General features: G+C 29.7%; 28 protein-coding genes. All 28 read left to right on the top strand.

Annotation, left to right across the window (positions count from 1 at the left end):
* The first annotated feature begins 6 nt into the window (after positions 1 to 6).
* The 28 genes from fabF to GXK56_RS03390 all read left to right on the top strand — a co-directional run bounded on the left by fabF (position 7) and on the right by GXK56_RS03390 (position 25,489).
* Positions 7 to 1,242, top strand: a complete 1,236-nt coding sequence (fabF, locus tag GXK56_RS03520; protein WP_160685105.1) for a beta-ketoacyl-ACP synthase II — start codon at positions 7 to 9, stop codon at positions 1,240 to 1,242.
* Between the two features lie 204 nt (positions 1,243 to 1,446).
* Positions 1,447 to 1,962, top strand: coding sequence for an acetyl-CoA carboxylase biotin carboxyl carrier protein (gene accB, locus GXK56_RS03515; protein ID WP_160685103.1), 516 nt, complete (start codon positions 1,447 to 1,449; stop codon positions 1,960 to 1,962).
* A 4-nt stretch (positions 1,963 to 1,966) separates the two neighbouring features.
* A complete protein-coding gene (gene fabZ, locus GXK56_RS03510) occupies positions 1,967 to 2,395 on the top strand; it encodes a 3-hydroxyacyl-ACP dehydratase FabZ (RefSeq protein WP_160685100.1) in 429 nt (142 codons plus the stop codon).
* 9 nt (positions 2,396 to 2,404) lie between these two features.
* On the top strand, positions 2,405 to 3,757 hold the full coding sequence (locus tag GXK56_RS03505; protein ID WP_160685097.1) for an acetyl-CoA carboxylase biotin carboxylase subunit: 1,353 nt from the start codon (positions 2,405 to 2,407) through the stop codon (positions 3,755 to 3,757).
* Entirely contained in the window at positions 3,750 to 4,625 is an 876-nt protein-coding gene (gene accD, locus GXK56_RS03500) for an acetyl-CoA carboxylase, carboxyltransferase subunit beta (RefSeq protein ID WP_160685094.1), read from the top strand. The genes GXK56_RS03505 and accD overlap by 8 nt, the downstream gene beginning before the upstream one ends.
* Entirely contained in the window at positions 4,618 to 5,436 is an 819-nt protein-coding gene (locus tag GXK56_RS03495; RefSeq protein ID WP_160685091.1) for an acetyl-CoA carboxylase carboxyltransferase subunit alpha, read from the top strand. Before accD ends, GXK56_RS03495 begins: the two co-directional genes overlap by 8 nt.
* 141 nt (positions 5,437 to 5,577) lie before the next feature.
* Entirely contained in the window at positions 5,578 to 5,991 is a 414-nt protein-coding gene (locus GXK56_RS03490) for a HutP family protein (protein WP_160685088.1), read from the top strand.
* Between the two features lie 559 nt (positions 5,992 to 6,550).
* Entirely contained in the window at positions 6,551 to 7,567 is a 1,017-nt protein-coding gene (locus GXK56_RS03485; RefSeq protein WP_160685085.1) for an ABC transporter substrate-binding protein, read from the top strand.
* Positions 7,567 to 8,463, top strand: coding sequence for an ABC transporter permease (locus GXK56_RS03480; protein ID WP_160685082.1), 897 nt, complete (start codon positions 7,567 to 7,569; stop codon positions 8,461 to 8,463). The genes GXK56_RS03485 and GXK56_RS03480 overlap by 1 nt, the downstream gene beginning before the upstream one ends.
* Entirely contained in the window at positions 8,429 to 9,223 is a 795-nt protein-coding gene (locus GXK56_RS03475) for an ATP-binding cassette domain-containing protein (protein ID WP_160685079.1), read from the top strand. Before GXK56_RS03480 ends, GXK56_RS03475 begins: the two co-directional genes overlap by 35 nt.
* A 209-nt stretch (positions 9,224 to 9,432) precedes the next feature.
* Positions 9,433 to 10,680, top strand: coding sequence for a replication-associated recombination protein A (locus GXK56_RS03470; RefSeq protein WP_160685076.1), 1,248 nt, complete (start codon positions 9,433 to 9,435; stop codon positions 10,678 to 10,680).
* Between the two features lie 78 nt (positions 10,681 to 10,758).
* The gene (locus GXK56_RS03465) at positions 10,759 to 11,214 is read left to right on the top strand and encodes an Rrf2 family transcriptional regulator (protein WP_160685073.1); all 456 of its coding nucleotides are present in this window, start codon (positions 10,759 to 10,761) and stop codon (positions 11,212 to 11,214) included.
* A 1-nt stretch (position 11,215) separates the two neighbouring features.
* Positions 11,216 to 12,397, top strand: coding sequence for a cysteine desulfurase NifS (gene nifS, locus GXK56_RS03460; protein WP_160685070.1), 1,182 nt, complete (start codon positions 11,216 to 11,218; stop codon positions 12,395 to 12,397).
* A gap of 1 nt (position 12,398) precedes the next feature.
* Positions 12,399 to 12,836, top strand: coding sequence for a Fe-S cluster assembly scaffold protein NifU (nifU, locus tag GXK56_RS03455; protein ID WP_160685067.1), 438 nt, complete (start codon positions 12,399 to 12,401; stop codon positions 12,834 to 12,836).
* A 1-nt stretch (position 12,837) separates the two neighbouring features.
* Complete coding sequence (gene mnmA / locus GXK56_RS03450) at positions 12,838 to 13,914, top strand: tRNA 2-thiouridine(34) synthase MnmA (RefSeq protein ID WP_160685064.1); 1,077 nt, start codon at positions 12,838 to 12,840, stop codon at positions 13,912 to 13,914.
* A 175-nt stretch (positions 13,915 to 14,089) separates the two neighbouring features.
* Positions 14,090 to 14,590 (top strand): PRC-barrel domain-containing protein, encoded by a 501-nt coding sequence (locus GXK56_RS03445; protein WP_160685061.1) that lies wholly within the window; start codon positions 14,090 to 14,092, stop codon positions 14,588 to 14,590.
* Positions 14,571 to 15,599, top strand: a complete 1,029-nt coding sequence (locus GXK56_RS03440; protein WP_160685058.1) for an AI-2E family transporter — start codon at positions 14,571 to 14,573, stop codon at positions 15,597 to 15,599. The genes GXK56_RS03445 and GXK56_RS03440 overlap by 20 nt, the downstream gene beginning before the upstream one ends.
* A gap of 111 nt (positions 15,600 to 15,710) precedes the next feature.
* On the top strand, positions 15,711 to 16,538 hold the full coding sequence (locus GXK56_RS03435) for a polysaccharide deacetylase family protein (protein ID WP_160685054.1): 828 nt from the start codon (positions 15,711 to 15,713) through the stop codon (positions 16,536 to 16,538).
* 65 nt (positions 16,539 to 16,603) lie between these two features.
* Positions 16,604 to 16,759, top strand: a complete 156-nt coding sequence (locus tag GXK56_RS27675) for a hypothetical protein (RefSeq protein WP_202127818.1) — start codon at positions 16,604 to 16,606, stop codon at positions 16,757 to 16,759.
* 253 nt (positions 16,760 to 17,012) lie between these two features.
* Positions 17,013 to 17,468, top strand: a complete 456-nt coding sequence (locus tag GXK56_RS03430; protein ID WP_160685051.1) for a PIN domain-containing protein — start codon at positions 17,013 to 17,015, stop codon at positions 17,466 to 17,468.
* Positions 17,469 to 17,818: 350 nt separating this feature from the next.
* Positions 17,819 to 19,234: a cysteine--tRNA ligase gene (gene cysS, locus GXK56_RS03425; protein WP_160685048.1), complete on the top strand. Its 1,416-nt coding sequence runs from the start codon at positions 17,819 to 17,821 to the stop codon at positions 19,232 to 19,234.
* A gap of 90 nt (positions 19,235 to 19,324) precedes the next feature.
* The gene (locus tag GXK56_RS03420) at positions 19,325 to 19,573 is read left to right on the top strand and encodes a hypothetical protein (RefSeq protein WP_160685046.1); all 249 of its coding nucleotides are present in this window, start codon (positions 19,325 to 19,327) and stop codon (positions 19,571 to 19,573) included.
* A 144-nt stretch (positions 19,574 to 19,717) separates the two neighbouring features.
* The gene (locus tag GXK56_RS03415) at positions 19,718 to 20,215 is read left to right on the top strand and encodes a MarR family transcriptional regulator (protein WP_160685043.1); all 498 of its coding nucleotides are present in this window, start codon (positions 19,718 to 19,720) and stop codon (positions 20,213 to 20,215) included.
* Between the two features lie 142 nt (positions 20,216 to 20,357).
* Complete coding sequence (locus GXK56_RS03410) at positions 20,358 to 21,527, top strand: ArsA family ATPase (protein ID WP_160685040.1); 1,170 nt, start codon at positions 20,358 to 20,360, stop codon at positions 21,525 to 21,527.
* Between the two features lie 119 nt (positions 21,528 to 21,646).
* Entirely contained in the window at positions 21,647 to 21,895 is a 249-nt protein-coding gene (locus GXK56_RS03405; RefSeq protein WP_160685037.1) for a hypothetical protein, read from the top strand.
* A gap of 12 nt (positions 21,896 to 21,907) precedes the next feature.
* Complete coding sequence (locus GXK56_RS03400) at positions 21,908 to 23,068, top strand: ArsA family ATPase (RefSeq protein ID WP_160685034.1); 1,161 nt, start codon at positions 21,908 to 21,910, stop codon at positions 23,066 to 23,068.
* Positions 23,069 to 23,145: 77 nt separating this feature from the next.
* Complete coding sequence (locus GXK56_RS03395; RefSeq protein ID WP_160685031.1) at positions 23,146 to 24,519, top strand: aldehyde dehydrogenase; 1,374 nt, start codon at positions 23,146 to 23,148, stop codon at positions 24,517 to 24,519.
* Between the two features lie 184 nt (positions 24,520 to 24,703).
* Positions 24,704 to 25,489, top strand: coding sequence for a Cof-type HAD-IIB family hydrolase (locus tag GXK56_RS03390; RefSeq protein ID WP_160685028.1), 786 nt, complete (start codon positions 24,704 to 24,706; stop codon positions 25,487 to 25,489).
* Positions 25,490 to 25,646 lie beyond the last annotated feature (157 nt).

The raw sequence follows: 25,646 nt of genomic DNA, 5'->3' as shown, positions 1-25,646 counted from the left end.
AAGGTTATGGAAAGAAGAGTTGTTATTACAGGAATGGGAGCAGTAACTCCTATAGGTAATGATGTTAACACGTTTTGGAATAATGCAAAAGAAGGAAAACTAGGAATAGACTTTATTACTTTAGTAGATCAAGAGTTAATAGATGTAAAAATTGCAGCGGAAGTTAAAGATTTTGATCCAGAAACTGTAATTGGGAAAAAAGAGTGTAAGAGACTAGATAGATTTTCTCAATTTGCTTTAGTTGCAGCAGATGAAGCAATAAAGAATTCAGGAATAGATTTAGAAAAAGAAGATTTAGATAGATTTGGGGTAATGTTAGGTTCAGGAATAGGTGGATTTGAAACTATCGAAGAGGAATGTAGTAAGCTTGCTACAGGAAAATCAAAGAGAGTAACTCCATTCTTTATTCCTATGGCAATAATAAATTTAGGAGCAGGAAATGTTGCTATTAAATATGGTTTAAAAGGACCTTGTACATCAGCAGTAACAGCTTGTGCTACAGGAACTAATAATATTGGAGATGCATTTAGAACAATCAAACATGGTTATGCAGATGCAATGCTTGCAGGTGGAGCAGAAGCATCAATTACAAGACTTGCAATTAGTGGTTTTCATAGCATGAAGGCTTTAAATTCAAACAATGACCCAGAAAGATCATCTATTCCTTTTGATAATGAAAGAAGTGGATTTGTAATGGGTGAAGGAGCAGGAGTTTTAGTTCTTGAATCTTTAGAACATGCACAGGCTAGAGGAGCGAATATAATAGCTGAATTAGTTGGATATGGTTCAACTTGTGATGCATATCATATTACTTCACCAGCACCAGATGGAAGTGGTGCGGCTAGAGCTATGAAAGATGCTATAGCAGAAGGTGGTATAAAACCAGAAGAAGTTTCATATATTAATGCTCATGGAACATCTACAGAATTAAATGATAAATTTGAAACAGCAGCAATTAAAGCAGCGTTTGGTGAAGCAGCATACAATGTTCCAATATCTTCAACAAAGTCAATGACAGGTCATTTACTTGGAGCTGCTGGAGCAATTGAAGCAATAATATGTGCTAAGGCTCTTCAAGATGGATTTATTCCTCCAACAATTGGTTATAAAACTAAGGATGAAGAATTAGATTTAGATTATGTACCAAATGTGGGAAGAGAAAAAGAATTAGAATATGCATTGACTAATTCATTAGGATTTGGTGGACACAATGCAACTTTACTTTTGAAAAAATGGAAATAAAATCAGTTAAGAAGTAATAGCTAAAAGTTGATAGTTAATGTGGAAATTTTAAAAGTATTTCAGAAATGTAATATATTTATTCAAATTCCTACGGAAAAGTTATGCTCAAAGTATTTTGTTAGCAGAACTTTTCCTATGGGCTTTGTTTATAAAATGTTAATTGTGCACTGTTAACTGTTAATTGAATTAAAGGGGAGTTTTATTATGGATTTTGAAAAGATTAAAGAACTTATTAAGTTAGTTGATTCTTCAAGTTTAGCTTTTTTTGAGCTTGAAACTGGAAATGATCATATTAAGATGGATAAATCATTAAATAGAGGAGTAATTGACAATAATTCGGGAAAGCTAAATAATGCCACTGCAACAAGTTCAGTTAATACTAGTAATATAGTTGTTCCTGTTAATTCAGTAGAAAAGTCAGAAGTTTACTCAGTAGAAGAAACAAAAATTGAAAAAGAAGCATCAATAGATGATGCAAGTTTAAGTATTATAACATCACCTATGGTTGGAACATTCTATTCTTCAGCATCGCCGGAAAGTCCTGCCTTTTTAGAAGTTGGTGGAACAGTTTCTAAAGGCAAAGTTGTTTGTATAATTGAAGCAATGAAGCTTATGAATGAAATTGAAAGTGAATATAGTGGAACAGTTGTGGAATGTTTAGCTAAAGATGGAGATATGGTAGAATACGGTCAGCCGTTGTTTAAAATTAAGGGGGAATAGGGTAGTGCTTAATATTAATGAAATAAAGGAAATTATACCTCATAGATATCCTATGTTATTAATAGATAGAGTTGTTGAAATGGATATAGAAGAAAAGTTGTTTGTAAAAGGATATAAAAATGTTTCTGCTAATGAAGCATATTTTCAAGGCCATTATCCAAATGAACCAATTATGCCAGGAGTATTACAAATTGAAGCTTTAGCTCAAGCAGGTGCAGTTGCTATTCTTTCAATGGAAAAATATAAAGGTAAAACTCCTTTATTTGCAGGAACTAATAAAGTAAGATTTAAAAACAAAGTGGTACCTGGAGATAGATTGGATTTATATTGTGAAATCATAAAAATTAAAGGACCTATAGGTATAGGTAAAGGAATTGCATCAGTTGATGGAAAGACAGTTTGTGAAGCAGAAATACTTTTTGCTATAGGATAGGTGATAAGAATGTTTAAGAAAGTACTAATTGCCAATAGAGGCGAAATTGCAGTTAGAATAATAAGAGCATGCAGAGAAATGGGAATAAGTACAGTTGCTGTTTATTCAGAAGCAGATAGAGAAGCGCTTCATACGCAGCTAGCAGATGAAGCTGTATGTATTGGACCTGCAATGCCTAAAGACAGTTATTTAAATATAACTAATATTTTAAGTGCATGTGTTTTAACAGGTGCGGATGCAATACATCCTGGCTTTGGATTTTTATCTGAAAATCCACGATTTGCAAAGATGTGTAAACAATGTAACATAAAGTTTATTGGACCTGATTACCAAACTATTGAATGGATAGGGAATAAAGCAAAAGCAAGGGAAATTATGAAATCTTCTAATGTACCTGTTGTACCAGGATATGAAGGTACAATAAAAGATGAAACACATGCTTTAGAACTTGGAAAAGAAATAGGATACCCTGTAATGATAAAAGCAGCAGCAGGCGGCGGTGGTAAAGGAATAAGAATTGCTAATAATGATGAAGAATTCCTAATGGGCTTTAAAACAGCTAAGGCAGAAGCAAAAGCTTGTTTTGGAGATGATACATTATATTTAGAAAAGTTCGTTCAAAAACCAAAGCATATTGAATTTCAAATATTAGCTGATGAATATGGAAATGTAATTCATTTAGGTGAAAGAGAATGTTCAATGCAAAGAAAGAATCAAAAGGTTCTTGAAGAAGCCCCATCTAATGTGCTAGATGAAGAATTACGTGCTAAAATGGGAGAAGCAGCAAAAAGAGCTGCACTTGCTGTAGATTACAAAAATGCAGGAACTATAGAATTTTTGTTTGATAAAGATAATAATTTTTATTTTATGGAAATGAATACGAGAATTCAAGTAGAACATCCAATTACTGAAATGATAACTGGAGTAGATTTAGTAAAAGAGCAAATAAAAATAGCTTGGGGAGAAAAACTAAGATATTCTCAAGAAGATATAAAACTTAAAGGTCATGCTATAGAGTGTAGAGTTAATGCAGAAGACCCGGATCATGATTTCAGACCATGTCCAGGAACTATAGATGAATTGTGCGTTCCAGGTGGAATGGGAGTAAGAGTAGACTCAGCGATATATTGTGGATATAAAATACCTCACTGTTATGATTCGATGATAGCTAAGGTTATTACTTTTGGAGAGAATAGAAATGAAGCAATTGTAAAAATGCGTAGAGCATTAGCTGAATTTGCAGTTGGCGGAGTGAAAACTAATATTAATTTTGAGCTTGCTATTCTTGATAGTAAAGAATTCTTAGAAGGGGATTATGACACTTCATTTTTATCAGAAAAGATGGTGAAGAAGGATGCTTAAGGATTTATTTGTAAAAAGACAATATGCAACTGTTAAACCAGGAGCAATTAAGAAAACTGTTGAGGAAGAAAAACCGAATATACCTTCAGGTATGTGGACTAAATGTGATAAGTGTAATGGAATGATTTATGCTGAAGATTTAGAAAACTCAAAATATGTATGTACGTCTTGTGGTCATCATTTTAGAATAAATGCAAAAGAAAGAATTGACATTCTTTTTGATAAGCACACATTTAAAGAAATGTGGAAGGATTTTAAGACTACTAATCCACTTAAGTTTGAAGGCTATGAAGAAAAATTAAAAAGTGGAAAATCAAAAACAGATAGTTCTGAAGCTGTTGTTACTGGTCTTGGGCAAATAAATGGGATTGAAGTTGCCTGTGCTATTATGGACAGTTTCTTTATGATGGGAAGCATGGGAACTGTAGTTGGTGAAAAGATAACAAGACTAATAGAATATGCTACAGAAAATAAACTTCCAGTAATAATATTTACATGCTCAGGCGGAGCTAGAATGCAAGAAGGAATCTTTTCACTTATGCAAATGGCTAAAGTAAGTGCAGCTCTTGCAAGACATGATGAAGCAGGACTTTTATATATTTCAATACTTACAGATCCAACAACTGGAGGAGTTACTGCAAGCTTTGCTATGGAAGGGGACATCATTTTAAGTGAACCAGATGCTTTAGTTGGCTTTGCTGGAAGAAGAGTAATTGAAAATACTATCAAAGAAAGTCTTCCGGATGATTTCCAAAAAGCTGAGTTTTTACTTGAAAAAGGTTTTGTAGATGCAATTGTTGAAAGAAAGAACATGAGAGCATGTATATATAAAATTCTTATTTTACATGGAGTGAGGAATTATGGATAAAGATTTTATTAAAATGAATGTAACACCATGGGAAAGTGTAGAAATTGCAAGGCATAAGGATAGACCTACAGGAAAATATTATATAGAGAATTTGTTCAAAGACTTCATAGAATTTCATGGAGATAGAAGTTTTGGCGACGATAAATCTATAATTGGTGGAATAGCTTCTATTAATGATATTAATGTTACAGTTATTGCAATAACAAAAGGTTCAAACACAGCAGAAAATATAGAAAGAAATTTTGGAATGCCAAATCCAGAAGGTTATAGAAAAGCTTTAAGGCTTATGAAGCAAGCAGAAAAATTTAAAAGACCTGTAATTTGCTTTGTAGATACACCAGGAGCATTTCCTGGCATGGGCGCAGAGGAAAGAGGTCAAGGTCAAGCAATTGCAAATAACCTTTTTGAATTAAGCAGATTAAAGACTCCTATAATTTCAATAATTACAGGTGAAGGTGGTAGTGGAGGAGCATTAGCTTTAGCAGTAGCAGACAGAATCTTTATGCTAGAGCATTCTGTATATTCTATTCTTACACCAGAAGGCTTTGCATCAATATTATGGAAAGATGCCAGCCGTGCAAAAGAAGCTGCAACAGTAATGAAAATTACGGCTAAGGATTTAAAAGAATTTAATATAATAGATGATGAAATAAAAGAACCTAGAGGTGGAGCTCACAAAAATCCAGATAAAGTAGTTGAAGCTATTAAAAAGACAATTTTAGATACGCTCATAGAACTTAGAGGAAAAGATTTAGAAACCTTAGTTTATGAAAGATATAATAAATTTAGAGCTATGGGCAATTTTTATTAATAAGGAATATTTGAATATATATTATAATAATAGATATAGGATTTGAGATCGTAACTTAAATTCTATGTCTTTTTCTTTGGGTTTTTAATAAAAAGTTAATATGATATAATGTTTTATGAAGTAAAGTGGAGGTGTTCATTTATGGAGAGTAATAGTACAAAAATAGCTAAGATTGCAACTAAAATGGCTATTTGTAACAGAAGTGAAGAAGACGAATTAAAAAGATACTATAATGAACAAGGCATAAAGGTTACAGCAGTAAATATTGGAGGCAATATTAATTCTTCTATCTCTAAAATATTAGAAAGTGCATTAGTTGCAGCAAAAAGAAATCAGCTTATAAGAGAAGAACATCTTCATGAAGGAGCAGTTATAGGAGCAACTAGAGATGCTATAATTCAAATTTCAAATAGAGCAAATGGGTTAAATGTTGGTGGGAAAATAGGCATAGCTAGAGGTGGAGAGCATATATCAGTATGCATATTTTTAAGTATAGGATTATTACATTTGGATGAAGTGGTTATTGGAATAGGACATAGGGCATTACCTATATAATCAGTTATGAATTAAGGGGGAGACAGGAAAAACTACACACTTCTCAGAAAATATAAATAAATAGAAAATTACAAGGGTGTTATATTAAGAAATTTGGCTGTATTAGAAGTTTTGATTCTAAAATAAGTATAGTGAAGTTTCTATGTGTGACACCCTATTTTTAGTATAAATTCTTAATTACAAATTTAAAGCTTAATTAAATATATATTAAATGTAGAGATTTTCATATATTTTGTAGATTCGTTAGAGAATTTTAGCAATATAATGTTGGTTTTTATTAGAAATAAACGAAGGAAAAATTAAAAAGAAACTTTAATTCTAATTTTTGGAAAAGATATATAATTTTTATACTAAAAAACTAAATAATCATCAAAGTAAGAGTTCGTGAACTTTACAACTATATTAAATTATGATATTATATCTTAAAAGATTTATAAATTATTATCAATTTATTTGAATATTTATCATAAATATGGCTATATATTTATGAGAGTATTTTTGAGTTTAAGGTTAGAAGTATAGTAGGAAATTGGTAATAAATCAGTAGGAGGATGGAAATATGGTAGGAAAAAGAAAATTATCGATGCTGTTATGTACAGTATTAATTGGTGGAGTTCTTGCAGGATGCGGGAATAGTGCGGCAGATTCTAATAAAGGAGCGGCTACTTCATCAGAAGTGAAGAATATTGGAGTTGTTCAAATAGTTCAACATGATGCTTTAGATGCAGCAAATAAAGGTTTTGTCGATGCACTAAAAGAAAAAGGTTTTGAAGATGGAAAAAATATTAAAATTGAACAACAAAATGCTCAAGGTGAACAAGCTAATGCACAAACTATTGCTAAGCAGTTTGTAGATGCAAAAAAAGATTTGATTTTTGCAATAGCTACACCAGCAGTTCAAGCAGCATATAATTCAACAAAAGATATTCCAATAATATTTACAGCTGTAACAGATCCAGTAAAAGCAGAAGTAGCAAAAGATTGGAAGAGTTCTGGGACTAATGTAACTGGGACATCTGACAAGGTGCCAGTAGATAAACAAATTGATTTGTTAAAGAAATTACTTCCAAATGCAAAAACTGTTGGAGTAATTTATAATACATCTGAAACAAATTCGGTTGTACAAGTAAATGAACTTAAAGCTGCAGCTGAAAAACAAGGACTAGCTGTAAAAGAAATTGGTGTTACCAATGTTAATGAAATAAATCAAAATTTAGCAAGTGCTTTAGGTCAAATAGATGTATTGTATACACCAACTGATAACACAGTGGCTTCAGGATATGCATTAGTAGGTAAGCTTTGTGTAGATAAAAATATTCCTATAATCGGTGCAGAAGATGCTGTTGTAACAAAAGGTGGACTTGCATCTATAGGTATAGATTACTATAAATTAGGGAAAGAAGCTGGTTTAAAAGCGGCAGAAGTATTATCAGGAAAGAAACCTTCAGAAGTTGAAATTACTACATTAAGTGATATGACTTTTACAATAAATACCGATGTTGCAAAGAAATTGAACATTACAATTCCAGCAGATATAGAAGCAAGCAGTAAGAAAGTAACTGGGGGCGTTAACTAGTGGGTGTTTTATTAAACATTTTAGAACAAGGATTATTGTTTTCTCTTGTTGCAATTGCAGTTTATATAACATATAAAATATTGGATTTCCCAGATATGTCAGTTGACGGAACTTTCCCAATGGGAGCTGCTATTTCAGCTGCTCTTTTGGTTCAAGGCATAAATCCTTGGATAAGCATTATGGCTGCAGCTATTGGTGGAGGAATAGCTGGAGGAATAACAGGTTTTTTACATGTTAAGCTTAAAATTGATAACTTGATGGCTGGTATATTAATGATGATAGGATTATATTCAGTTAATCTAAGAATAATGGGAAAAGCTAATGTTCCGTTATTTAATGTTCCAAATTTATTTAAAGGAGCAACACCTATAATAATAATTATTGTTATGTTAGCAGTTGTAAAAATATTATTTGATCTTTATATGAAGACAAAATCAGGTTTTTTACTTATGGCAGTAGGAGATAATGAACAAGTTGTATCCTCTCTTGGAGTAAACAAGGATTTAATAAAAATATTAGGACTTGTTATAAGTAATGCACTAGCAGCATTGGCAGGAGCATTAACAGCTCAATATCAAGGGTTTAGTGATGTGGGAATGGGAACAGGTACTGTTGTAATGGGACTTGCTGCAGTAATCATAGGAAGCTCATTATTTGAAAGAGTATCTTTTATAAAAGCAACTACATTGTCTATACTTGGAGCAGTTATTTATAAAGGAGCAATTGCCATTGTATTAAAATTTGGATTAAACGCTAACGACTTAAAATTAATGACAGCAGTAATTGTAGTTATAGCACTATGTTCTAACAATGGAATTTTCAAATTCAAGAAGAAAAAACTTGTGGAAGGTGGTGCGGAAAATGTTAAAAGTACAACAACTGTCCAAAGTATTTAATCCTAATACAATAAATGAAAACCGAGTTTTTGATAGATTATCCTTAGAAGTTAATCAAGGGGATTATATAAGCATTATAGGTTCAAACGGTGCAGGAAAATCAACTTTATTAAACATGATATCAGGAACAATAGCAGCAGATTCGGGTTCCATATTATTAGATGGAGATGAAGTTATTAATAAGCCAGAACATGTTAGAGCAAAATCTATTGGAAGAGTGTATCAAAATCCTTCTATGGGAGTTGCACCTAATATGACTATCTTAGAAAATATTGCTCTTGCAGATAATAAAGGAAAGAGCTTTGGTCTTAGCTTTGGAATAAATAAAAAGAGAATAGATTATTATAAGGAAATGGTTAGTGAGCTCAATTTAGGATTAGAGGATAAAATTTATAATAAAGTATTGCTTTTATCTGGTGGACAAAGACAAGCTTTAACTTTACTTATGGCAGTAATGTCTAGACCAAAGTTATTATTACTTGATGAACATACTGCAGCCTTAGACCCTAAAACTTCAGAAAAAATCATGAACATAACTAGAAATATTGTTAAGGATAGTGGCATTACAACCCTTATGGTTACACATAATCTTAAACATGCTCTTGAAAATGGGAATAGACTTTTCATGATGCACAGAGGTCAAATTTTAGCAGATATTCAAGGTGAAGAAAAAGAAAGACTTGATACTAATAAGCTTCTTGGACTTTTTGAACGAGCAAATGGCGAAGAAGCTTTAAGTGATAGAACCTTATTTGGTTAAAATGTTACAAAAATTTAAGTATTTAAGCAAAGTAGTGAGAATATTTTATGTTCTTACTGCTTTTTTATTTTTAGATATCTGTTATAATAATATTTGGTATAAATCTTAGTTTTTTAGTAGAAATTAATAAATAATAACGAGATTTGCCGAATCAAAAATAATTGTTAACTGTTAATTGTTAACTGTTAATTGATCTACGGGGGTGGAAAATGCGGCCATTAGCAGATTTAATGAGACCAAGTGATTTAAAAGATTTTGTGGGACAACAACATATTTTAAGCGAAGGAAAACCCCTATATAATTTAATAAAGAGCAAAAATATCTGCAATTGTATATTTTATGGTCCACCAGGAACAGGAAAGACTACTTTAGCCAATATAATGGCTAATTATGTAGATAAGAAATTTTATAAGTTAAATGCAACAGTTGCTTCTGTGAAAGATATTCAAGATATTACCAATAATATGGATAATCTTTTAAATTATAATGGAGTGGTTTTGTATATCGATGAGCTTCAGCATTTTAATAAAAAGCAGCAACAGGCTTTATTAGAATTTATTGAAGATGGACGAATCACTTTAATCGCTAGTACAACCGAAAATCCTTATTTTGTTATACATAAAGCTATAATAAGCAGATGCAATATATTTTCTTTTAAGCCGCTTAATACAGAAGATATTATCACAGGTCTTAGAAGATCAATAGAGAAGCTGATAAAAGAAGGAATAGAAGTTAAATACTCTGAGGAAGCTCTTAAATATATTGGGGAAATATCTCAGGGAGATTATAGGAAAGCATATAATATTTTAGAGTTAGCTATAAATTCTCAGGTAAAAACTATTAGAGAGCTTTCAACAGAATATATAGAAAGCCTAGAACAATCTAATATGAGAGCTGATGCTAGTGGTGATGAATTTTATAATTTATTGAGTGCTCTTCAAAAGAGTATTAGGGGAAGTGATCCAGATGCAGCAATTCACTATCTTGCAAGATTGATTAAAGGTGGTAATTTAACTGCCATAGTTAGAAGAATATCAGTTATTGCAGCTGAAGATATAGGTCTTGCATTTCCTACAGCCTTGTCTGTTGTTAATTCGGGAATAGAGCTTGCATTAAAGGTTGGATTTCCTGAAGCAAGAATAATTCTTGCAGAAATAGTAATATATTTAGCAACACTTCCTAAATCAAATAGTGCTATTATAGCAATTGATTCAGCAATGAATGATTTAGAAAGTATTAATTTTGGTGATGTTCCTATGCATTTAAAGGATGCTCACTATATGGGGGCTGCTAATTTAGGAGTTGGGGGATATAAATATCCTCATAGTTACCAAGATCATTACGTAGAGCAGGAATATATGCCCAAAGAGCTTATTGGTAAGCGCTATTACGAAGAACAAAGAAATAAATATGAAGACGGCATAAAAAAATATTGGGAAGCAATAAAGAAGAAATAAATTATATTTGACAAAAGCAGAGTGGTTTGGTAAGATATAAATAAAAATTGATATTAAATATTAAGAAGAGGTGAAAGTATGAAACTTTCAACAAAAGGAAGATATGGTGTTAGAGCTATGGTTGACTTAGCATCTAATTATGGTGGAGCTCCAGTTTCTATAAAAACTATATCCAAAAGAGAGAATCTCTCGGAATATTATTTGGAGCAGTTATTCAGCCCGCTTAGACGTGCAAATATTATACGAAGTATAAGAGGAGCACAAGGGGGTTATGTTTTATGTAAACAGCCAAGTGAAATAACAGTTGGAGATATAATGACCATTTTAGAAGGTCCGATTGAAATAGCTGATTGTATTGATGGAGTTCAATGCGACACTTCAGATTGTTGTGCAACAAAAGCTGTATGGGAAAAGATAAAAAATAGTATAGATAGTGTTATGAATTCAATAACACTTCAAGATATACTTGATGATCACGAAGCTATGACCAAAAAGAAAGCTGGCATCAAGATTGCTGATAGGAGTGAAGAGTAAAATGAAAAATGTATACATGGATTATTCAGCTACAACGTATGTAAAACCAGAAGTATTAGAAGAAATGCTTCCTTATTTTACTGAAAAATTTGGAAACCCATCTTCATTTTATGGGATATCAAGAGAAACTAAAAGAGCTATAGATAAAGCAAGGGAACAAGTTGCAAAAGCTATAAATTGTTTACCAGAGGAAGTGTATTTCACAGGCGGTGGATCAGAAGCTGATAACTGGGCAATTAAAGGTATTGCAGCAGCTCATAAAAATAAAGGAAACCATATAATAACTACTAAAATAGAACATCATGCAGTTCTTCATGCATGTCAATATTTAGAAAAGAATGGTTTTGACGTTACATATTTAGATGTAGATGATGAAGGTTTAGTTAGATTAGAAGACTTAAAGGCTGCTATTACTGACAAAACAATCTTAGTAACAATCATGTTTGCTAATAATGAAATTGGAACTATAGAACCAATTAAAGAAATTGGAGAGCTTTGTAGAGAAAAGAAAATCTATTTCCATACAGATGCAGTTCAAGCTGTTGGAAATATTCCAGTAGATGTTAAAGAAATGAATATAGATATGCTTTCCCTTGCTGGCCATAAGATTTATGGACCTAAAGGTATTGGTGTATTATATATCAAAAAGGGAATTAAGATTGATAATTTGATTCATGGTGGAGCTCAAGAAAGAAATAGAAGAGCAGGAACAGAAAATATTGCATCAATAGTAGGACTTGGTAAAGCTATTGAACTTGCAACAACTAATTTAGAAGAACACATGAAAAATTTAACAGTACTTAGAGATAGATTAATAAACGGACTTTTAGAAATTCCTTATACTAAATTAAATGGACCAAAAGGTGATAAGAGATTACCTGGTAATGTTAATGTATGTTTTAGATTTATCGAAGGAGAATCAATTCTTTTATCATTAGACTTTAAAGGTGTTTGTGCATCAAGTGGTAGCGCGTGTACATCAGGATCTTTAGATCCATCGCATGTTTTGCTTGCTATTGGATTACCTCATGAAATAGCTCATGGATCATTAAGACTTTCTATGGGAGATGGTTCAACAGATGAAGATGTAGATTATGTTCTTGAAGTTGTACCACCAATAATTGAAAGATTAAGAAATATGTCACCATTATGGGATGACTTTTTAAAGAAAGGGGAAAAATAATATGATATACAGTGATAAGGTAATGGAACATTTCCAAAATCCAAGAAATGTTGGAGAAATAGAAGATGCAAATGGTGTAGGTGAAGTAGGAAACGCTAAGTGTGGAGATATAATGAAGATCTACCTTAAGGTTGAAGATAATATAATTAAGGATGTTAAGTTTAAGACTTTTGGATGTGGTTCTGCAATTGCATCATCATCGATGGCAACTGAATTAATTAAAGGAAAGACTTTAGATGAAGCTTGGGAATTAACTAATAAAGCAGTTGCTGAAGCATTAGATGGACTTCCACCAGTAAAAATGCATTGTTCAGTACTTGCAGAAGAAGCTATTCATAAAGCTATAAACGATTATAGAGCAAGAAACGGATTAGAAGTAATACCAATGGAAGAGCATAGTGATGAAGATTTACATGCTCAGGTGCATGGAGAAGAATAATATGAAGAAAAAAGTTTTAGTAGGTATGAGTGGTGGTGTAGATAGTTCTGTTGCCGCATATTTATTGAAACAGCAGGGATATGAAGTCATTGGTGCTACAATGCAGATTTGGCAGCACGATGGTGAATTTGAAGAAAGAGAAGGGGGCTGCTGCTCCCTTTCTGCTGTTGATGATGCAAGAAGAGTGTGTGATAAACTTGAAATACCATTTTATGTTTTAAATTTTAGAGATTACTTTAAGGAAAAGGTTATAGATCCTTTCGTTCAGGAATACATTGATGGAAAAACACCTAATCCTTGTATTGAATGTAATAAACATTTAAAGTTTGATGAACTTTTAAGAAGAGCCAAAGGAATTGGTGCAGATTATGTAGCTACAGGTCATTATGCTAAAATTGAAGAGCGTGATGGAAGATATTTATTGATAAGATCAGATGATGATAGTAAAGATCAAACTTATGCTTTATATAATTTTACACAAGAACAACTAGCACATACTTTAATGCCTTGTGGAGCATATGAAAAGACAAAGATAAGAGAAATAGCTAAAGAAATTGGTTTAGCTGTTCATAATAAAAAAGACAGTGAAGAGATTTGTTTTATTACAGATAATAATCATGGAAGATATATTTCAGAAGCAAAACCAGACAGAGTAAAGCCAGGTAATTTTGTTGATAAAAATGGTAATGTACTTGGGCAGCATAAAGGAATTGTATATTATACTATTGGTCAAAGAAAAGGTCTTGGATTATCCCTTGGAAGACCAGTTTTTGTTATAGGTATAAATGCTAAAACAAATGAAGTTGTACTAGGTGCTGAAGATGATATATTTAAAACTGATTTAGTTGCTATGGATGTAAATTTTATTCCTTTTGATAAACTTGAAAAAGAAATACAAGTTACAGCAAAAATAAGATATTCAGCAAAACCAGCAGCAGCAACGTTAACACCGCTTCCAAATGGCAGAGTAAAAGTTTCTTTTAAAGAAAAACAAAGAGCTATAACTAAAGGTCAATCAGTTGTATTTTATGATAATGAAATAGTAGTTGGCGGCGGAATAATTGAATCTGTATTATAATTTTCATAGTATATAAAAATAATAATAGCTAAGAACTAATGAGTTCTAAGTTATTATTATTTTTTTTATTTATTACTAATTAAAAAAATATTGAATAGAAGATCGTGAATACTTTTCCTTATTAAGGGTAAGATAGAAATAATCTGATTTTATTATTAGCCAATAGGAGGAGAGAATGTTTAAAACAAGAGATTTTTACTTTAAAAAGGTTTATGATTTAAAGGGAAAGAAAATTGGAATAATTGAAGATATATATATAGATTTTTATCTGGCAAAAATTATAGGTTTTAAAGTATCGAGTAGCGTGTTGTTTTCTAAAAATAACTATATTGATATGGAAGAAATAATAGATATAGGAGAAGATGTAATAATTAATTCAATACGAAGAGGCAATGGTTTAGCTTTTAAGGAATTAAAGTATATGGATATAATTGATAGAGCAGGGAATATAAAAGGCGTGTTAGAGGATATTATAATAGATGATAGGGATTATTCAATAAAAGCCATAGTAACAAGTTCGGGATTAATAGATAAGATGATAAAAGGTAAGCAAATTATTCTAATAAATAAATGTATACTTGGCGAAAAATATATCTTATATATAGGTAATGAGGGGATTTCATTTAAATCTATGCCTCATAGTATGGAAAATTATAATGCAATTAAGAAAGCATAAAAGACTAATATTATCTACAATAATCCTTAGCCTTATTATAATTTTTATATTAGGATACTTTTTAAGTAAATCACTTAATACTATTGTAAATATCATTATAGCATCTTTCATTTTAGCATATACATTAAGTCCAATTAGAGATACATTTGAGGCAAAGTTTAAGGTTAGTAGAAAAATAGCTTCAATATTAGTAATATCAATAATAATAAGTATTGTTGCAGCATGTATCATAGTAATAGTTCCAGCTTTATTTAATGAAATAGCCAATATCAGTAATATACTAGATAATGTAAATGACTTTTTCTATGATATATCTGAACGATTTAAATTAAAAAATGTTGTATTTATAAATATGTTGTATAATGATATTTTAGAAAAAGGAAATTCTATATGGATGAAATTTACGGATAACGCCATAGATAATTTGATTAAATTTAGTGATAATATCATATCCTTTGCAATTATACCAATCATGATTTATTATTTTTTATGTGATGGAAATAAGATTTATACAAAAAGTCTGCTACTATTATCCACTGAAAAAAGAGAATTAACTAGAAAATTCTTAAAAGATATAGATAGGGTACTGACAAGATATATAACAAGCCAGCTACTACTTTCAGGGCTAATAGGATTATTGACTTTTGGGTTACTTATTATATTAAAGGTTAAATTTCCATTATGGATTTCCATATTAAATGCAATATTAAATATAATACCTTATTTTGGCCCTATTTTTGGTGCAGTTCCTGCTGTTATAGTTGCACTTTTAGACTCGCCTGTTAAAGCTCTTTGGGTGATTTTTGGAATGTTCTTAATTCAGCAGATAGAGGGGGATATTTTAGCACCTAAAATGACAGGAGACAGTACTGATATGCATCCATTTGTAATAATAATTTTATTGCTAATTGGAGATACTATAGGAGGTTTTTTGGGAATGATTTTAGCAGTTCCAATAGCTGTTATTATTAAGGTTTTGTATGATGATATAAATTACTATTTATTTTAATGATAAATCTATAATTTGTTGGGTTGACTTAAAAAAATATAATAATTATACTAAAACTGTTAATTGGTATTTTAGTTAAAAATTATAATTGTAAGGATGTGGTCAACTCATATGAATATTATTAAAAACCTTTTCAAAGGTGGAAGACAAAAAGCTCTGACTCTAAGCTATGATGATGGAATTATGCAAGATAAAAGACTAGTTAGTATTTTTAATAAATATAATCTAAAAGCAACCTTTAATCTTAATTCAGGTATACAAAGTGAAGACAATTATTGGATTAATCAAGGTAAAAAAATACAAAGGATCAATATCGATGAAATCGGAGAATTATATGAAGGCCATGAGGTAGCAGTACATACTTTAACTCATCCTCAATTAGAACAGCTTTCAAAAGAAATGATAATAAAAGAAATTTTTGAAGATAGAAAAAATTTAGAAAAAATATTTGGTTATCCAGTAAGAGGAATGGCATATCCATATGGAACGTATGATGATAAAGTTATTCAAGTTATGGAGAGTTGTGGAATTGAATATTCAAGAACTGTAAATGGACATGAAGGATGTCATTTACCTAGAAACTTTTTAGAATGGCATCCAACTTGTCATCATAAAAATCCTAGATTAATGGAAATAGCAAAGAGCTTTGTTAACAATCCCCCTTTTGGTATGTCATTATTATATGTATGGGGACATAGCTATGAATTTGAAGTTGATGACAATTGGGAGCTTGCTGAGGAGTTTTGCAAAACTGTAAGTAATCATGATTCAATTTGGTATGCAACTAATATAGAAATTGTTGATTATTTAAAAGCTCTAAATAATTTAAAGTATTCAGCAGATTGTGAAATAGTGTACAATCCTTCAGCTATATCTCTTTGGATAAGTGTTGATGAAAAGGTTGTAGAAATTAAAGCAGGTGAAACTGTAAGATTATAAGAATAAAATTTTCTCCTTTAGTTAATAATAAATTCAAATTTACATTAACAAAGGAGGATTTTTTTATGGAAATTTTGAAAAAGGGAGAACATGAAAAAGCTATGGAAAAGGCAAAAGAAATGCTTGATAAAGGTTGTGGTATGGGAGAAATAGTTAAAGAAACACATCTTAGTGAAGAAAATGTAATGAAGGCAAAAAGAAAGATGGAAGATCGTTCTTAAAATTGATTATATGAAATCTTAACTAATGTATAATATAAGTATTAGTTAAGATTTTTTTTATTATATGTAGCTAAGTGTTAATTTCTAATGCCGGAGAAGTTCTGCGTTGTAGCATAGCTGCTTTTGTTAGAAGTGCATAGCTGTTCCATTTATATGTGCAAAGTTCCGTATAGCAGCATAGCTGCTCTTTTTAAAAGTGCATAACTTTGAACTCTAAACTTTCAACTGATTAAGAATTCTAGGAGGAATAATTATGAAGGAGTATTTACTAGATACAAATGTTGTAATAGGACTTTGGAAGCAACACCCTCTTGTTATCAACAGACTTATTGAAGAGAATAAAATTAAAATATTAGAAGCAGTAAGCCAAGAACTTGTTGTAAAAGAAAGACGAGAGTACAAAGGAATGCAAATTTTATCAGAAAGATTTTGCAAGTTACTTCCATTTGTTATTGAAGTAGATAGAGGTGAGCTTAAAGAATTTTACTCTATACTAAATATAAAACATTCTCAAAAAGGTAATACTTATTTTAATACAGATAAGTTATCAGAAATTGATTTACTGCTTTTATATACTTGCTATTTAGATACTAACCTTATATTGGTAACAGAAGATAAATATATTTTTCATGCTGCCAATGTTATATTAGGCAAGGAAAGGGTCATTGGATTAAAGATTCTAATAGAAACTGTATTAAGAGAAAAATAGCTTTTTTATTTTAAATTTCAATAAATAGGAAAGTTATGGTTGAACATTAAATTAATATAGAATATAATTAGGTTAAATTATTAGAAAAAGGAGGATATTGAAATGATGTGCTGTTGCTGTTGTTGTTTTAAAAATAATAAAAATTTAAAAACAATTGCAGTAGAAAGTTAATTTTAATATCTAAATACTTAATTCTATAAATTATAAGTGTTGAAAATAGGCTGCAGATGATTCTGTAGTTTTCTTTTTTATTAGGAAAACTACAGAAAATGTGCAGCTTTTTATTTTTTATGTAAAAGAGTCCAAGGATTAAAAAAAATAAAGTTATATGAATATTGGGAGGAAAAAACATGCCATTAAAAATTTATAACACATTAACTAGGCAAGAAGAAGAATTTAAGGAAATTGAAACAGGTAAAGTAAAAATGTATGCTTGTGGACCCACAGTGTATAATTTTGCTCATATCGGAAACTTAAGGACATATGTATTTGAGGATATATTAAAAAGGGTATTAGAGTATGAAGGATATGAAGTTAATCATATGATGAATATAACAGATGTAGGTCATTTGCAGTCAGATGAAGACTTGGGAGAAGACAAAATGAAAATAGGAGCTGAAAGAGAAAATAAAAGTGTTTTAGAATTAGCTAGATTTTATGAAGATAGTTTTATTAAAGACTTAAAAAGATTAAATGTAAAATTACCGAATATAATAACTAGAGCAACAGACTATGTTCAAGAAATGATAGATTTAATAAAGAAATTAGAGGAAAATGGATATACTTATATTGCAAATGGAAATGTTTATTTTTCAATAGATAAATTTGGAGATTATAATAAATTAGCTAATTTAAATATGAAAGAACTTAAACCAGGAAATAGAGTGGAAATTGATGATTTTAAAAAGAATCCTCTTGATTTTGTATTATGGTTTGTTAACTCTAAATATGATAATCATATTTTACAATGGGAATCTCCTTGGGGAAATGGTTTTCCAGGATGGCATATAGAATGTTCCGCAATGGCAATAAAGTACTTAGGGGAGTATATAGATATTCATTGTGGTGGGGTAGATCATATACCTGTGCATCATACCAATGAAATTGCACAATCAGAATGTGCATTAGGTCATAAATGGGTGAATTACTGGATACATGGAGAATTTTTAACAACAGCAGATAACGAAAAAATGTCTAAATCAGGAGAGTTTTTGACTTTAGAAAAATTAATAACAGATGGATTTTCTCCATTAGATTATAGATATTATATATTACAATCAAAATATAGAAAAACATTAGCTTTTAGCTATGAAAGGTTGTTGGAAGCTAAAAAGTCATTTGATAGCTTAAAGAAAAAAATAGCAGTAATTATTGAGAATATTGATAAACATGAAAGTACAAATAATAAGTTAATAGAAAAGTATAAGTCAGAATTTAAAGAATGCATAGAGGATGATTTAAATATGGCAAATGCACTCACTGTTTTATTTAGTGTTATAAAGGATGAGGAACTAAATAATTATGAAAAAAAATTTCTAATTAATGAATTTGATAAAATTTTTAGTTTGAATTTGATAGAGGAAAAAGATAAAATTAAATTAGATGATGAACGAATTAAGCATATAGAAGAACTTATAAAAGAAAGAGCAGCTGCAAGAGAAAAAAAGCAATGGGAAAAATCAGATGAAATAAGAAATATTTTGCTTGAAGAAAATGTAGAAATTATTGATACTAAAGAAGGAACTACATGGAAATATAAGTATTAAAGTAAGGTGGCGGTATTAATTTAAAAAATATATAATTGGATATAATAAACTAGTGAAAATATTTTTTAATACAAAAAGGAGAGATAACTTATGGAAACTACAATTATGGCTGTAACTATTGATCCAAGGAGTGTTCATGCACCACAAGTTCAAACTGTGTTAACTAAACATGGATGCATTATAAAAACTAGAATTGGCCTTCATGAGGTCAGTAAGGATTCTTGTTCAGAAGAAGGCTTGATAATATTGCATATTCATTCTAGTTTAGAGGAAGTAGAAGTACTAGAAAAAGAATTACTTGATGTTGAAGGTGTTAAAGTAAAGTATATGAATCTTTAACCATATATACTAGTTATTGTATCCAAAGTAAAGTCCACGGTATTATCGTGGATTTTTATTTATAGAAAATAGTTGACAAAAATATACTTCGAGACTAGAATAAAAATATACTTCGTGTAAAGAACTATTTAAAGGAGAATTATAATGACAATAAATGAAGATTTTAATATTGAGGGTTTAATTTTTAACTGCATAGATGAATGTAAGTTTTTGTTGTTTCCAGATAAATGGAGTAATGCATTTTTAGATTATTCTAAGAACGAAATATTAGCTATGCTTTTGATTTATAGAAAAGGTAAAGTAAACATGAGTGAAGTTGCCGAATATATTAATGCTCCTTTAAATACAGCTACAGGAGTTATAAGCAGATTAGAAAAAAAGCTTATAGTTGAAAGAATACGAGATACTCAAGATAAAAGAGTAGTAATGATAAGTTTAACTGAAATTGGTAAGGACTTTATTTTAAATGAGAAAACTCATATAGAATATTATTTTAGAAAAATATATGAGGCACTAACAGAAGAAGAAAAAAAGTCAGTTATAAGTATTGTTACAAAGGTTATTTCAATATTAAAAACTAATCCTAACATAACTGAAGAGGAAAAACAAAGCAAAAAAGTAAAGAGAATAATTATAGAATAAAAACAAAATCAATATATATGATCTAAGAAATATTGTTTATCAAACTTAAAATATTTATATTAAAGTGGTTTAAGCCACTTTAAAAAATAAAAAATACTTCGAGGCAAGAATTAATCTTGCTACGAATTATAGGAGGTTTATTATGGGTAGAATAATTATTTTTACAGGAAAAGGTGGAGTAGGAAAAACAAGTACTGCAGCAGCACATGGTGTAAAAGCAGCAAGGGAAGGTAAAAAAACTTTAATTGTTAGCACAGATATGGCGCACAATTTAGGAGATATATTTGAAAGGGAAATAAAAGAAGAGCCAGTAGAGGTAATAAAAAATCTTCATGCTTTAGAAATTGATCCTAATCATGAAATGGAAAGGAATTATGGAAATATTTCTAATGCTCTTAAAAATATGTTTCCTAATTTAAGTGAGGAAAACGCTGAAAGTTTAGATGATATTGTTGTTTTTCCAGGCATTGAGGAGTTATTTTCTTTAATTAGAATTAAAGAGCTCTATGACGAAAATATATATGATTTGATTATTGTGGATTGTGCTCCAACTGGAGAAACCTTAGCTTTATTAAAGTTTCCAGAACTTCTTTCTTGGTATATGGAAAAATTATTTCCAATAGAAAAAATTGCATTGAAAGTTTTAAGACCTATTTCTAAAATAGCGTTTAAGTTAGAAATGCCAGATGAAGAAGCTATGAGTGATGTAGAAAAATTATATGTTAAGCTTGGAAACTTACAAGAGTTATTGAAGGATAAAGATATATGTAGTATTAGAATTGTTACTATACCTGAAAAAATGGTTGTAGAGGAAAGCAAAAGAAGCTATATGTATTTAAATCTATATAATTTTAATGTAGATGGGCTATATATTAATAGGATAATTCCAGAAGGTATTGAAAATAGCTTTTTTGACAAATGGAAACAGCTTCAAAATAAATATTTAGAGGAATTAAATTCAATATTTGGCGATATTCCAACTTATAAAATAAAATGGTATGAAGTTGATATAAATGGAATTGCAGGATTAGAGAGAGTTATAAAAGATTCTCTTAAGGATAAGGATTTATTTAAGGTTTTAAAGAAAAGTCAAAATGAAATTTTTGAAAAGACAGATAAAGGTTATCGCCTTAACGTTTATATACCATTTGCTGATAAAACAGATTTTGATTTATTTGAATCAGGTTCGGATATAATTATAAAAATAGGTAATTTCAAAAGAAATATACCAATACCAAATGTAATTAGGAAATATGACATTTCATCAGCTAAGCTAGAAAATGAAAAATTGTGTATTGTTTTTGGAGAATAAAATAAAAAATACATTTTACCTTAAATATAGAATTCATAAGAATTGTTTTATTTAATACTTTTAAAGTCTTAAGTAGATATATAATTAATGAAATTAAAAACTAAGAGGAGTTGGTTTTTATGAATAAAGAATTTGCAAAAAAAATGATAAAGGCAAAGAGGCTTGAATATGAGGCTATTAAAGAAATAATACCAGAGAGATTAAAAGATAGGATAGATACATTTGAAAAAGAAGCATTTTCATTAATAAAGGATTTGGCTTTTGAGATTTTATCAGAGGAGGCACATGAGAATAGTAAATGTAATTCTGATGATAATTGCAATAAAGATAGTAAAAATGTAAAGAAAATAAGTGTGGATTTTAACTAGGGGGGATTGAAGATGAGGATAATATTATATACAGGAAAAGGCGGCGTTGGAAAGACAAGTATAGCTGCTGCTACAGCTTGTAAAATAGCAGGAGAAGGCAAGAAAGTATTAATAATGAGTACAGATCAAGCTCATAGTTTAAGTGATTCTTTTGATGTTAAGCTTGGTAATGAACCAATAAAAATAGCTGATAATCTTTATGGAATGGAAATAGATACAGTTATAGAAAATGAAAAAACATGGGGAAGTTTAAAAGGATATATCGAAAAACTCATGTTTTTAAAGTCAAAAGAAACCATTGAAAGCGAAGAATTGCTTGTATTTCCAGGCTTTGAAGAATTGCTGTCATTGATTAAAATTAAAGAAATATATGATGAAGGTAAATATGAAGTATTGATTGTGGATTGTGCACCGACAGGAGAAACAATGTCACTTCTGAAATTTCCAGATTTATTTAAGTGGTGGATGGAGAAAATACTCCCGATTAAAAGAAAGGGCGCTAAAATTGCAAAACCAATTGTTGAAGCAACTATGAAAATTCCAATTCCAACGGAAGAAACCTTTGATGATATTGAAAATTTATATAGCAAACTTAATGAACTTCATTCTTTAATGCAAAATAAAGAGGTTGTAAGCATAAGAATAGTAACTACACCTGAAAAGATAGTTGTAAAGGAAGCAAAGAGAAGTTTTTCTTATCTTCATCTTTTTGATTACAATGTTGATGGAATAATAGTAAATAAAATTTTCCCAGAGGCATCTTTAAAGGGGTATTTTGAAGGCTGGAAAAAGATACAAGGTGAAAATATAGAGGATATCATAAGTAGTTTTAAGGATATTCCTATCTTTAAGTTAGAGCTAATGGAGGATGAACTTAGAAGATATGAAATGTTAAAAAAGGTTGCTAATGAAATTTACGGGGAAGTAAAGCCTGAAAGTGTGCTTTTTCAAGATAAGATATTTACAGTTAAAAAAGAGAAAAACTTTCATAAGCTTAGTATAAAAATGCCATTTATAAATAAAAGTGAGTTGAAATTATCTCAAAGTGGAGATGAAATTACAATTGGAGTTAAAAATGAAAAGAGAAGCTTAATATTGCCAACTAAACTTCAATCAAAGGAAATAATAAAAGCTAAGTATGATGATGGAAACTTAAATATTTATTTTGAGTAGAGTATTTTAATAATTTTGAAAGAGAATATAAATTTATAAGTTTAAGAAAATTTTAATAGAAAAGGGTGAAGAAGAATATGGAAATTGGCAATATCATGAAGAAGCAAAAAGAATTTTTTCAAAACGGAAAAACATCCAATATAGATTTCAGAAGAGAAAACTTAATAAAGTTGAAAAAACTGGTTAAAGAAAATGAGCAGGAAATCATAAAAGCACTTAAGAAAGATTTAAATAAATCAGAATTTGAAAGTTATTTGAGTGAAATTGCTATGGTATATGAAGAAATAAATATTCATATAAAAAATATTAAGAAATGGAGCAAAAGAAAAAGAACTAAAAGTTCCTTTATGTTTTTTCCAAGCAAAAATTATATTGAAAAAGAACCTTATGGAACAGTTTTAATAATAGGTCCTTTCAATTATCCCTTTCAATTAGTAATTTTACCATTAATAGGAGCTATTGCAGCAGGAAATACAGCAGTAATAAAACCATCTGAGCATGCAGTAAACACAGCACAATTGCTTGAAAAGCTTATTAATGAAAATTTTAATGAAGAATATATAAAAGTTGTAGGTGCTAATGAAGGAAAAGAGTGCGTTGAAGAATTATTAGAACAAGAATTTGATTATATATTTTTTACTGGCAGCATAAAGGTGGGTAAAATAATAATGGAGAAAGCTTCAAAAAGGCTTATTCCTGTAACCCTAGAATTAGGTGGTAAAAGTCCTTGTATTGTAGATAAGGATGCAAATTTAGAAAAAGCAGCGAAAAGAATTGTCTGGGGAAAATTATTGAATTCAGGGCAAACTTGTGTTGCACCAGATTATTTGTTTATTCAAGAAGAGGTTAAAGAGGAATTTTTAAGATTAATGGTGAAGGAATTCCATCTTCAATATGGAGAAAATATTAAAGAAAGTGAAGATTACCCTAGAATAATAAGCGAGCGTGAAATAAAAAGGCTATATCAATATTTATGTGAAGGAAATATTTATTATGGTGGCGATTATGATGAAAAAGAGTTATATTTTGGGCCCACTATTATAACTGATATAAAGGAAGATGCAAATGTATTAAAGGAAGAGATATTTGGACCAATCTTTCCAGTAATGACTTTTAATAATTTGGAGCAGGTAATAAGATATGTAAATAAACAAGATAAGCCACTTGCATTATATTATTTTTCAGAAGATAGAAATAACATAAAAAAGATTATTAAAGAAACTTCGTCAGGAGGAGTTACAATAAATGATACTATTCTTCATGTCGGAACTACAAATCTTCCTTTTGGAGGGGTTGGTACAAGTGGAATGGGAGCGTATCATGGAGAGAAAAGTTTTAACACTTTTACACATGAAAAGGGAGTAATAGAAAGAGGAACTTTTGTAGAGTTTTCTTTTAGGTTTGCGCCATTTAAAGATAAGATTAACCTTTTAAGAAAGGTTATGAAATAAAATTGCTTTTAAATATATAATTTTAGTCATCATAAGACCTGGTTTCATATAGAATGGACACAGGTCTTTTTGTTTTTGCTAATAAAACTTTTCATATTAGTATACACAAAAAAATCCATTATTAAGAAAAATGTTGTATTATAAATATATAAGGTATTTATAATACAACAATGGAGGAATAAAAATGGGAAAAAAAGCTGTTTTTTTTGATATTGATGGAACGTTATATAACCCTAAGATAGGGGTTCCAGAAAGTACAGTAAAGGGAATTTGTGAATTAAAAAATAAAGGAAATTTAGCTTTTATATCTACTGGTAGAACAAGGGCAATAATTTCAGAGGATTTAGTTGATCTAGGCTTTGATGGTGTACTTGCGGCTTGCGGTACTTATGTAGAGTATAAAGGAAAGATAATATATAATGTGGATTTAAAAAAAGAAATAATAGATAAAGCAGTTGATATTTTAAGAAGATACAAGGTGTTTTGTATTTTAGAAGGTAGAAATTATTTATATATGGATGATAATGTTTCTTCAGATTATAGTGAGTATTCTGTGAATAAATTTAAAAGCATGTTTGGTGAAAAAATAAGGCCAATTACAGGTGAAGAACATTATGTTAATAAGATTACATGTAAAATGGACGAGCATAGTAATTTTAAAGAAGCATATAAAGAACTAAATAAAGAATTTGACCCAATTTACCACAATTCAGGACTTGTTGAATTGGTTCCTAAGGGATTTTCCAAAGCAAAAGGAATCGAGGAAATTATTAAATACTTAGGAATTGATATAAATGATACATATGCTTTTGGAGATAGTGCAAATGATATTGATATGCTTAAATATGTTAAGTATGGAATAGCCATGGGAAATAGCAACTCTGAAATCCTTGAAATGGTGGAGTATAAGACGGATAATATTGAAAATAATGGGATTTACAATGGACTTAAGAAATTTAAATTGATTTAAAAGTTATATAATATGTTTTTGTTAATAAGTTTTAAGAACAATGTTTATTAGATTTAATATAGTGTAAGTTTACTCTAAATTATAAAAGAATTAACACATATTAAAACCATATAATACAACGATTGACATATATCTATAAAATGGTACAATTGTAATT

The sequence above is a fragment of the Clostridium sp. C2-6-12 genome (genome assembly GCF_009928485.1).
Lineage (GTDB): Bacteria > Bacillota > Clostridia > Clostridiales > Clostridiaceae > Clostridium.
This window is presented reverse-complemented; position numbering and strand designations above follow the sequence as displayed.

Excerpts from the sequence above, each read along its gene's own strand:
- fabF (WP_160685105.1), top strand. The coding sequence starts at position 7 with ATGGAAAGAAGAGTTGTTATTACAGGAATGGGAGCAGTAACTCCTATA.
- accB (WP_160685103.1), top strand. The coding sequence starts at position 1,447 with ATGGATTTTGAAAAGATTAAAGAACTTATTAAGTTAGTTGATTCTTCA.
- GXK56_RS03505 (WP_160685097.1), top strand. The coding sequence starts at position 2,405 with ATGTTTAAGAAAGTACTAATTGCCAATAGAGGCGAAATTGCAGTTAGA.
- accD (WP_160685094.1), top strand. The coding sequence starts at position 3,750 with ATGCTTAAGGATTTATTTGTAAAAAGACAATATGCAACTGTTAAACCA.
- GXK56_RS03495 (WP_160685091.1), top strand. The coding sequence starts at position 4,618 with ATGGATAAAGATTTTATTAAAATGAATGTAACACCATGGGAAAGTGTA.
- GXK56_RS03490 (WP_160685088.1), top strand. The coding sequence starts at position 5,578 with ATGGAGAGTAATAGTACAAAAATAGCTAAGATTGCAACTAAAATGGCT.
- GXK56_RS03485 (WP_160685085.1), top strand. The coding sequence starts at position 6,551 with ATGGTAGGAAAAAGAAAATTATCGATGCTGTTATGTACAGTATTAATT.
- GXK56_RS03475 (WP_160685079.1), top strand. The coding sequence starts at position 8,429 with ATGTTAAAAGTACAACAACTGTCCAAAGTATTTAATCCTAATACAATA.
- GXK56_RS03470 (WP_160685076.1), top strand. The coding sequence starts at position 9,433 with ATGCGGCCATTAGCAGATTTAATGAGACCAAGTGATTTAAAAGATTTT.
- GXK56_RS03465 (WP_160685073.1), top strand. The coding sequence starts at position 10,759 with ATGAAACTTTCAACAAAAGGAAGATATGGTGTTAGAGCTATGGTTGAC.
- nifS (WP_160685070.1), top strand. The coding sequence starts at position 11,216 with ATGAAAAATGTATACATGGATTATTCAGCTACAACGTATGTAAAACCA.
- nifU (WP_160685067.1), top strand. The coding sequence starts at position 12,399 with ATGATATACAGTGATAAGGTAATGGAACATTTCCAAAATCCAAGAAAT.
- mnmA (WP_160685064.1), top strand. The coding sequence starts at position 12,838 with ATGAAGAAAAAAGTTTTAGTAGGTATGAGTGGTGGTGTAGATAGTTCT.
- GXK56_RS03445 (WP_160685061.1), top strand. The coding sequence starts at position 14,090 with ATGTTTAAAACAAGAGATTTTTACTTTAAAAAGGTTTATGATTTAAAG.
- GXK56_RS03440 (WP_160685058.1), top strand. The coding sequence starts at position 14,571 with ATGCAATTAAGAAAGCATAAAAGACTAATATTATCTACAATAATCCTT.
- GXK56_RS03435 (WP_160685054.1), top strand. The coding sequence starts at position 15,711 with ATGAATATTATTAAAAACCTTTTCAAAGGTGGAAGACAAAAAGCTCTG.
- GXK56_RS27675 (WP_202127818.1), top strand. The coding sequence starts at position 16,604 with ATGGAAATTTTGAAAAAGGGAGAACATGAAAAAGCTATGGAAAAGGCA.
- GXK56_RS03430 (WP_160685051.1), top strand. The coding sequence starts at position 17,013 with ATGAAGGAGTATTTACTAGATACAAATGTTGTAATAGGACTTTGGAAG.
- cysS (WP_160685048.1), top strand. The coding sequence starts at position 17,819 with ATGCCATTAAAAATTTATAACACATTAACTAGGCAAGAAGAAGAATTT.
- GXK56_RS03420 (WP_160685046.1), top strand. The coding sequence starts at position 19,325 with ATGGAAACTACAATTATGGCTGTAACTATTGATCCAAGGAGTGTTCAT.
- GXK56_RS03415 (WP_160685043.1), top strand. The coding sequence starts at position 19,718 with ATGACAATAAATGAAGATTTTAATATTGAGGGTTTAATTTTTAACTGC.
- GXK56_RS03410 (WP_160685040.1), top strand. The coding sequence starts at position 20,358 with ATGGGTAGAATAATTATTTTTACAGGAAAAGGTGGAGTAGGAAAAACA.
- GXK56_RS03405 (WP_160685037.1), top strand. The coding sequence starts at position 21,647 with ATGAATAAAGAATTTGCAAAAAAAATGATAAAGGCAAAGAGGCTTGAA.
- GXK56_RS03400 (WP_160685034.1), top strand. The coding sequence starts at position 21,908 with ATGAGGATAATATTATATACAGGAAAAGGCGGCGTTGGAAAGACAAGT.
- GXK56_RS03395 (WP_160685031.1), top strand. The coding sequence starts at position 23,146 with ATGGAAATTGGCAATATCATGAAGAAGCAAAAAGAATTTTTTCAAAAC.
- GXK56_RS03390 (WP_160685028.1), top strand. The coding sequence starts at position 24,704 with ATGGGAAAAAAAGCTGTTTTTTTTGATATTGATGGAACGTTATATAAC.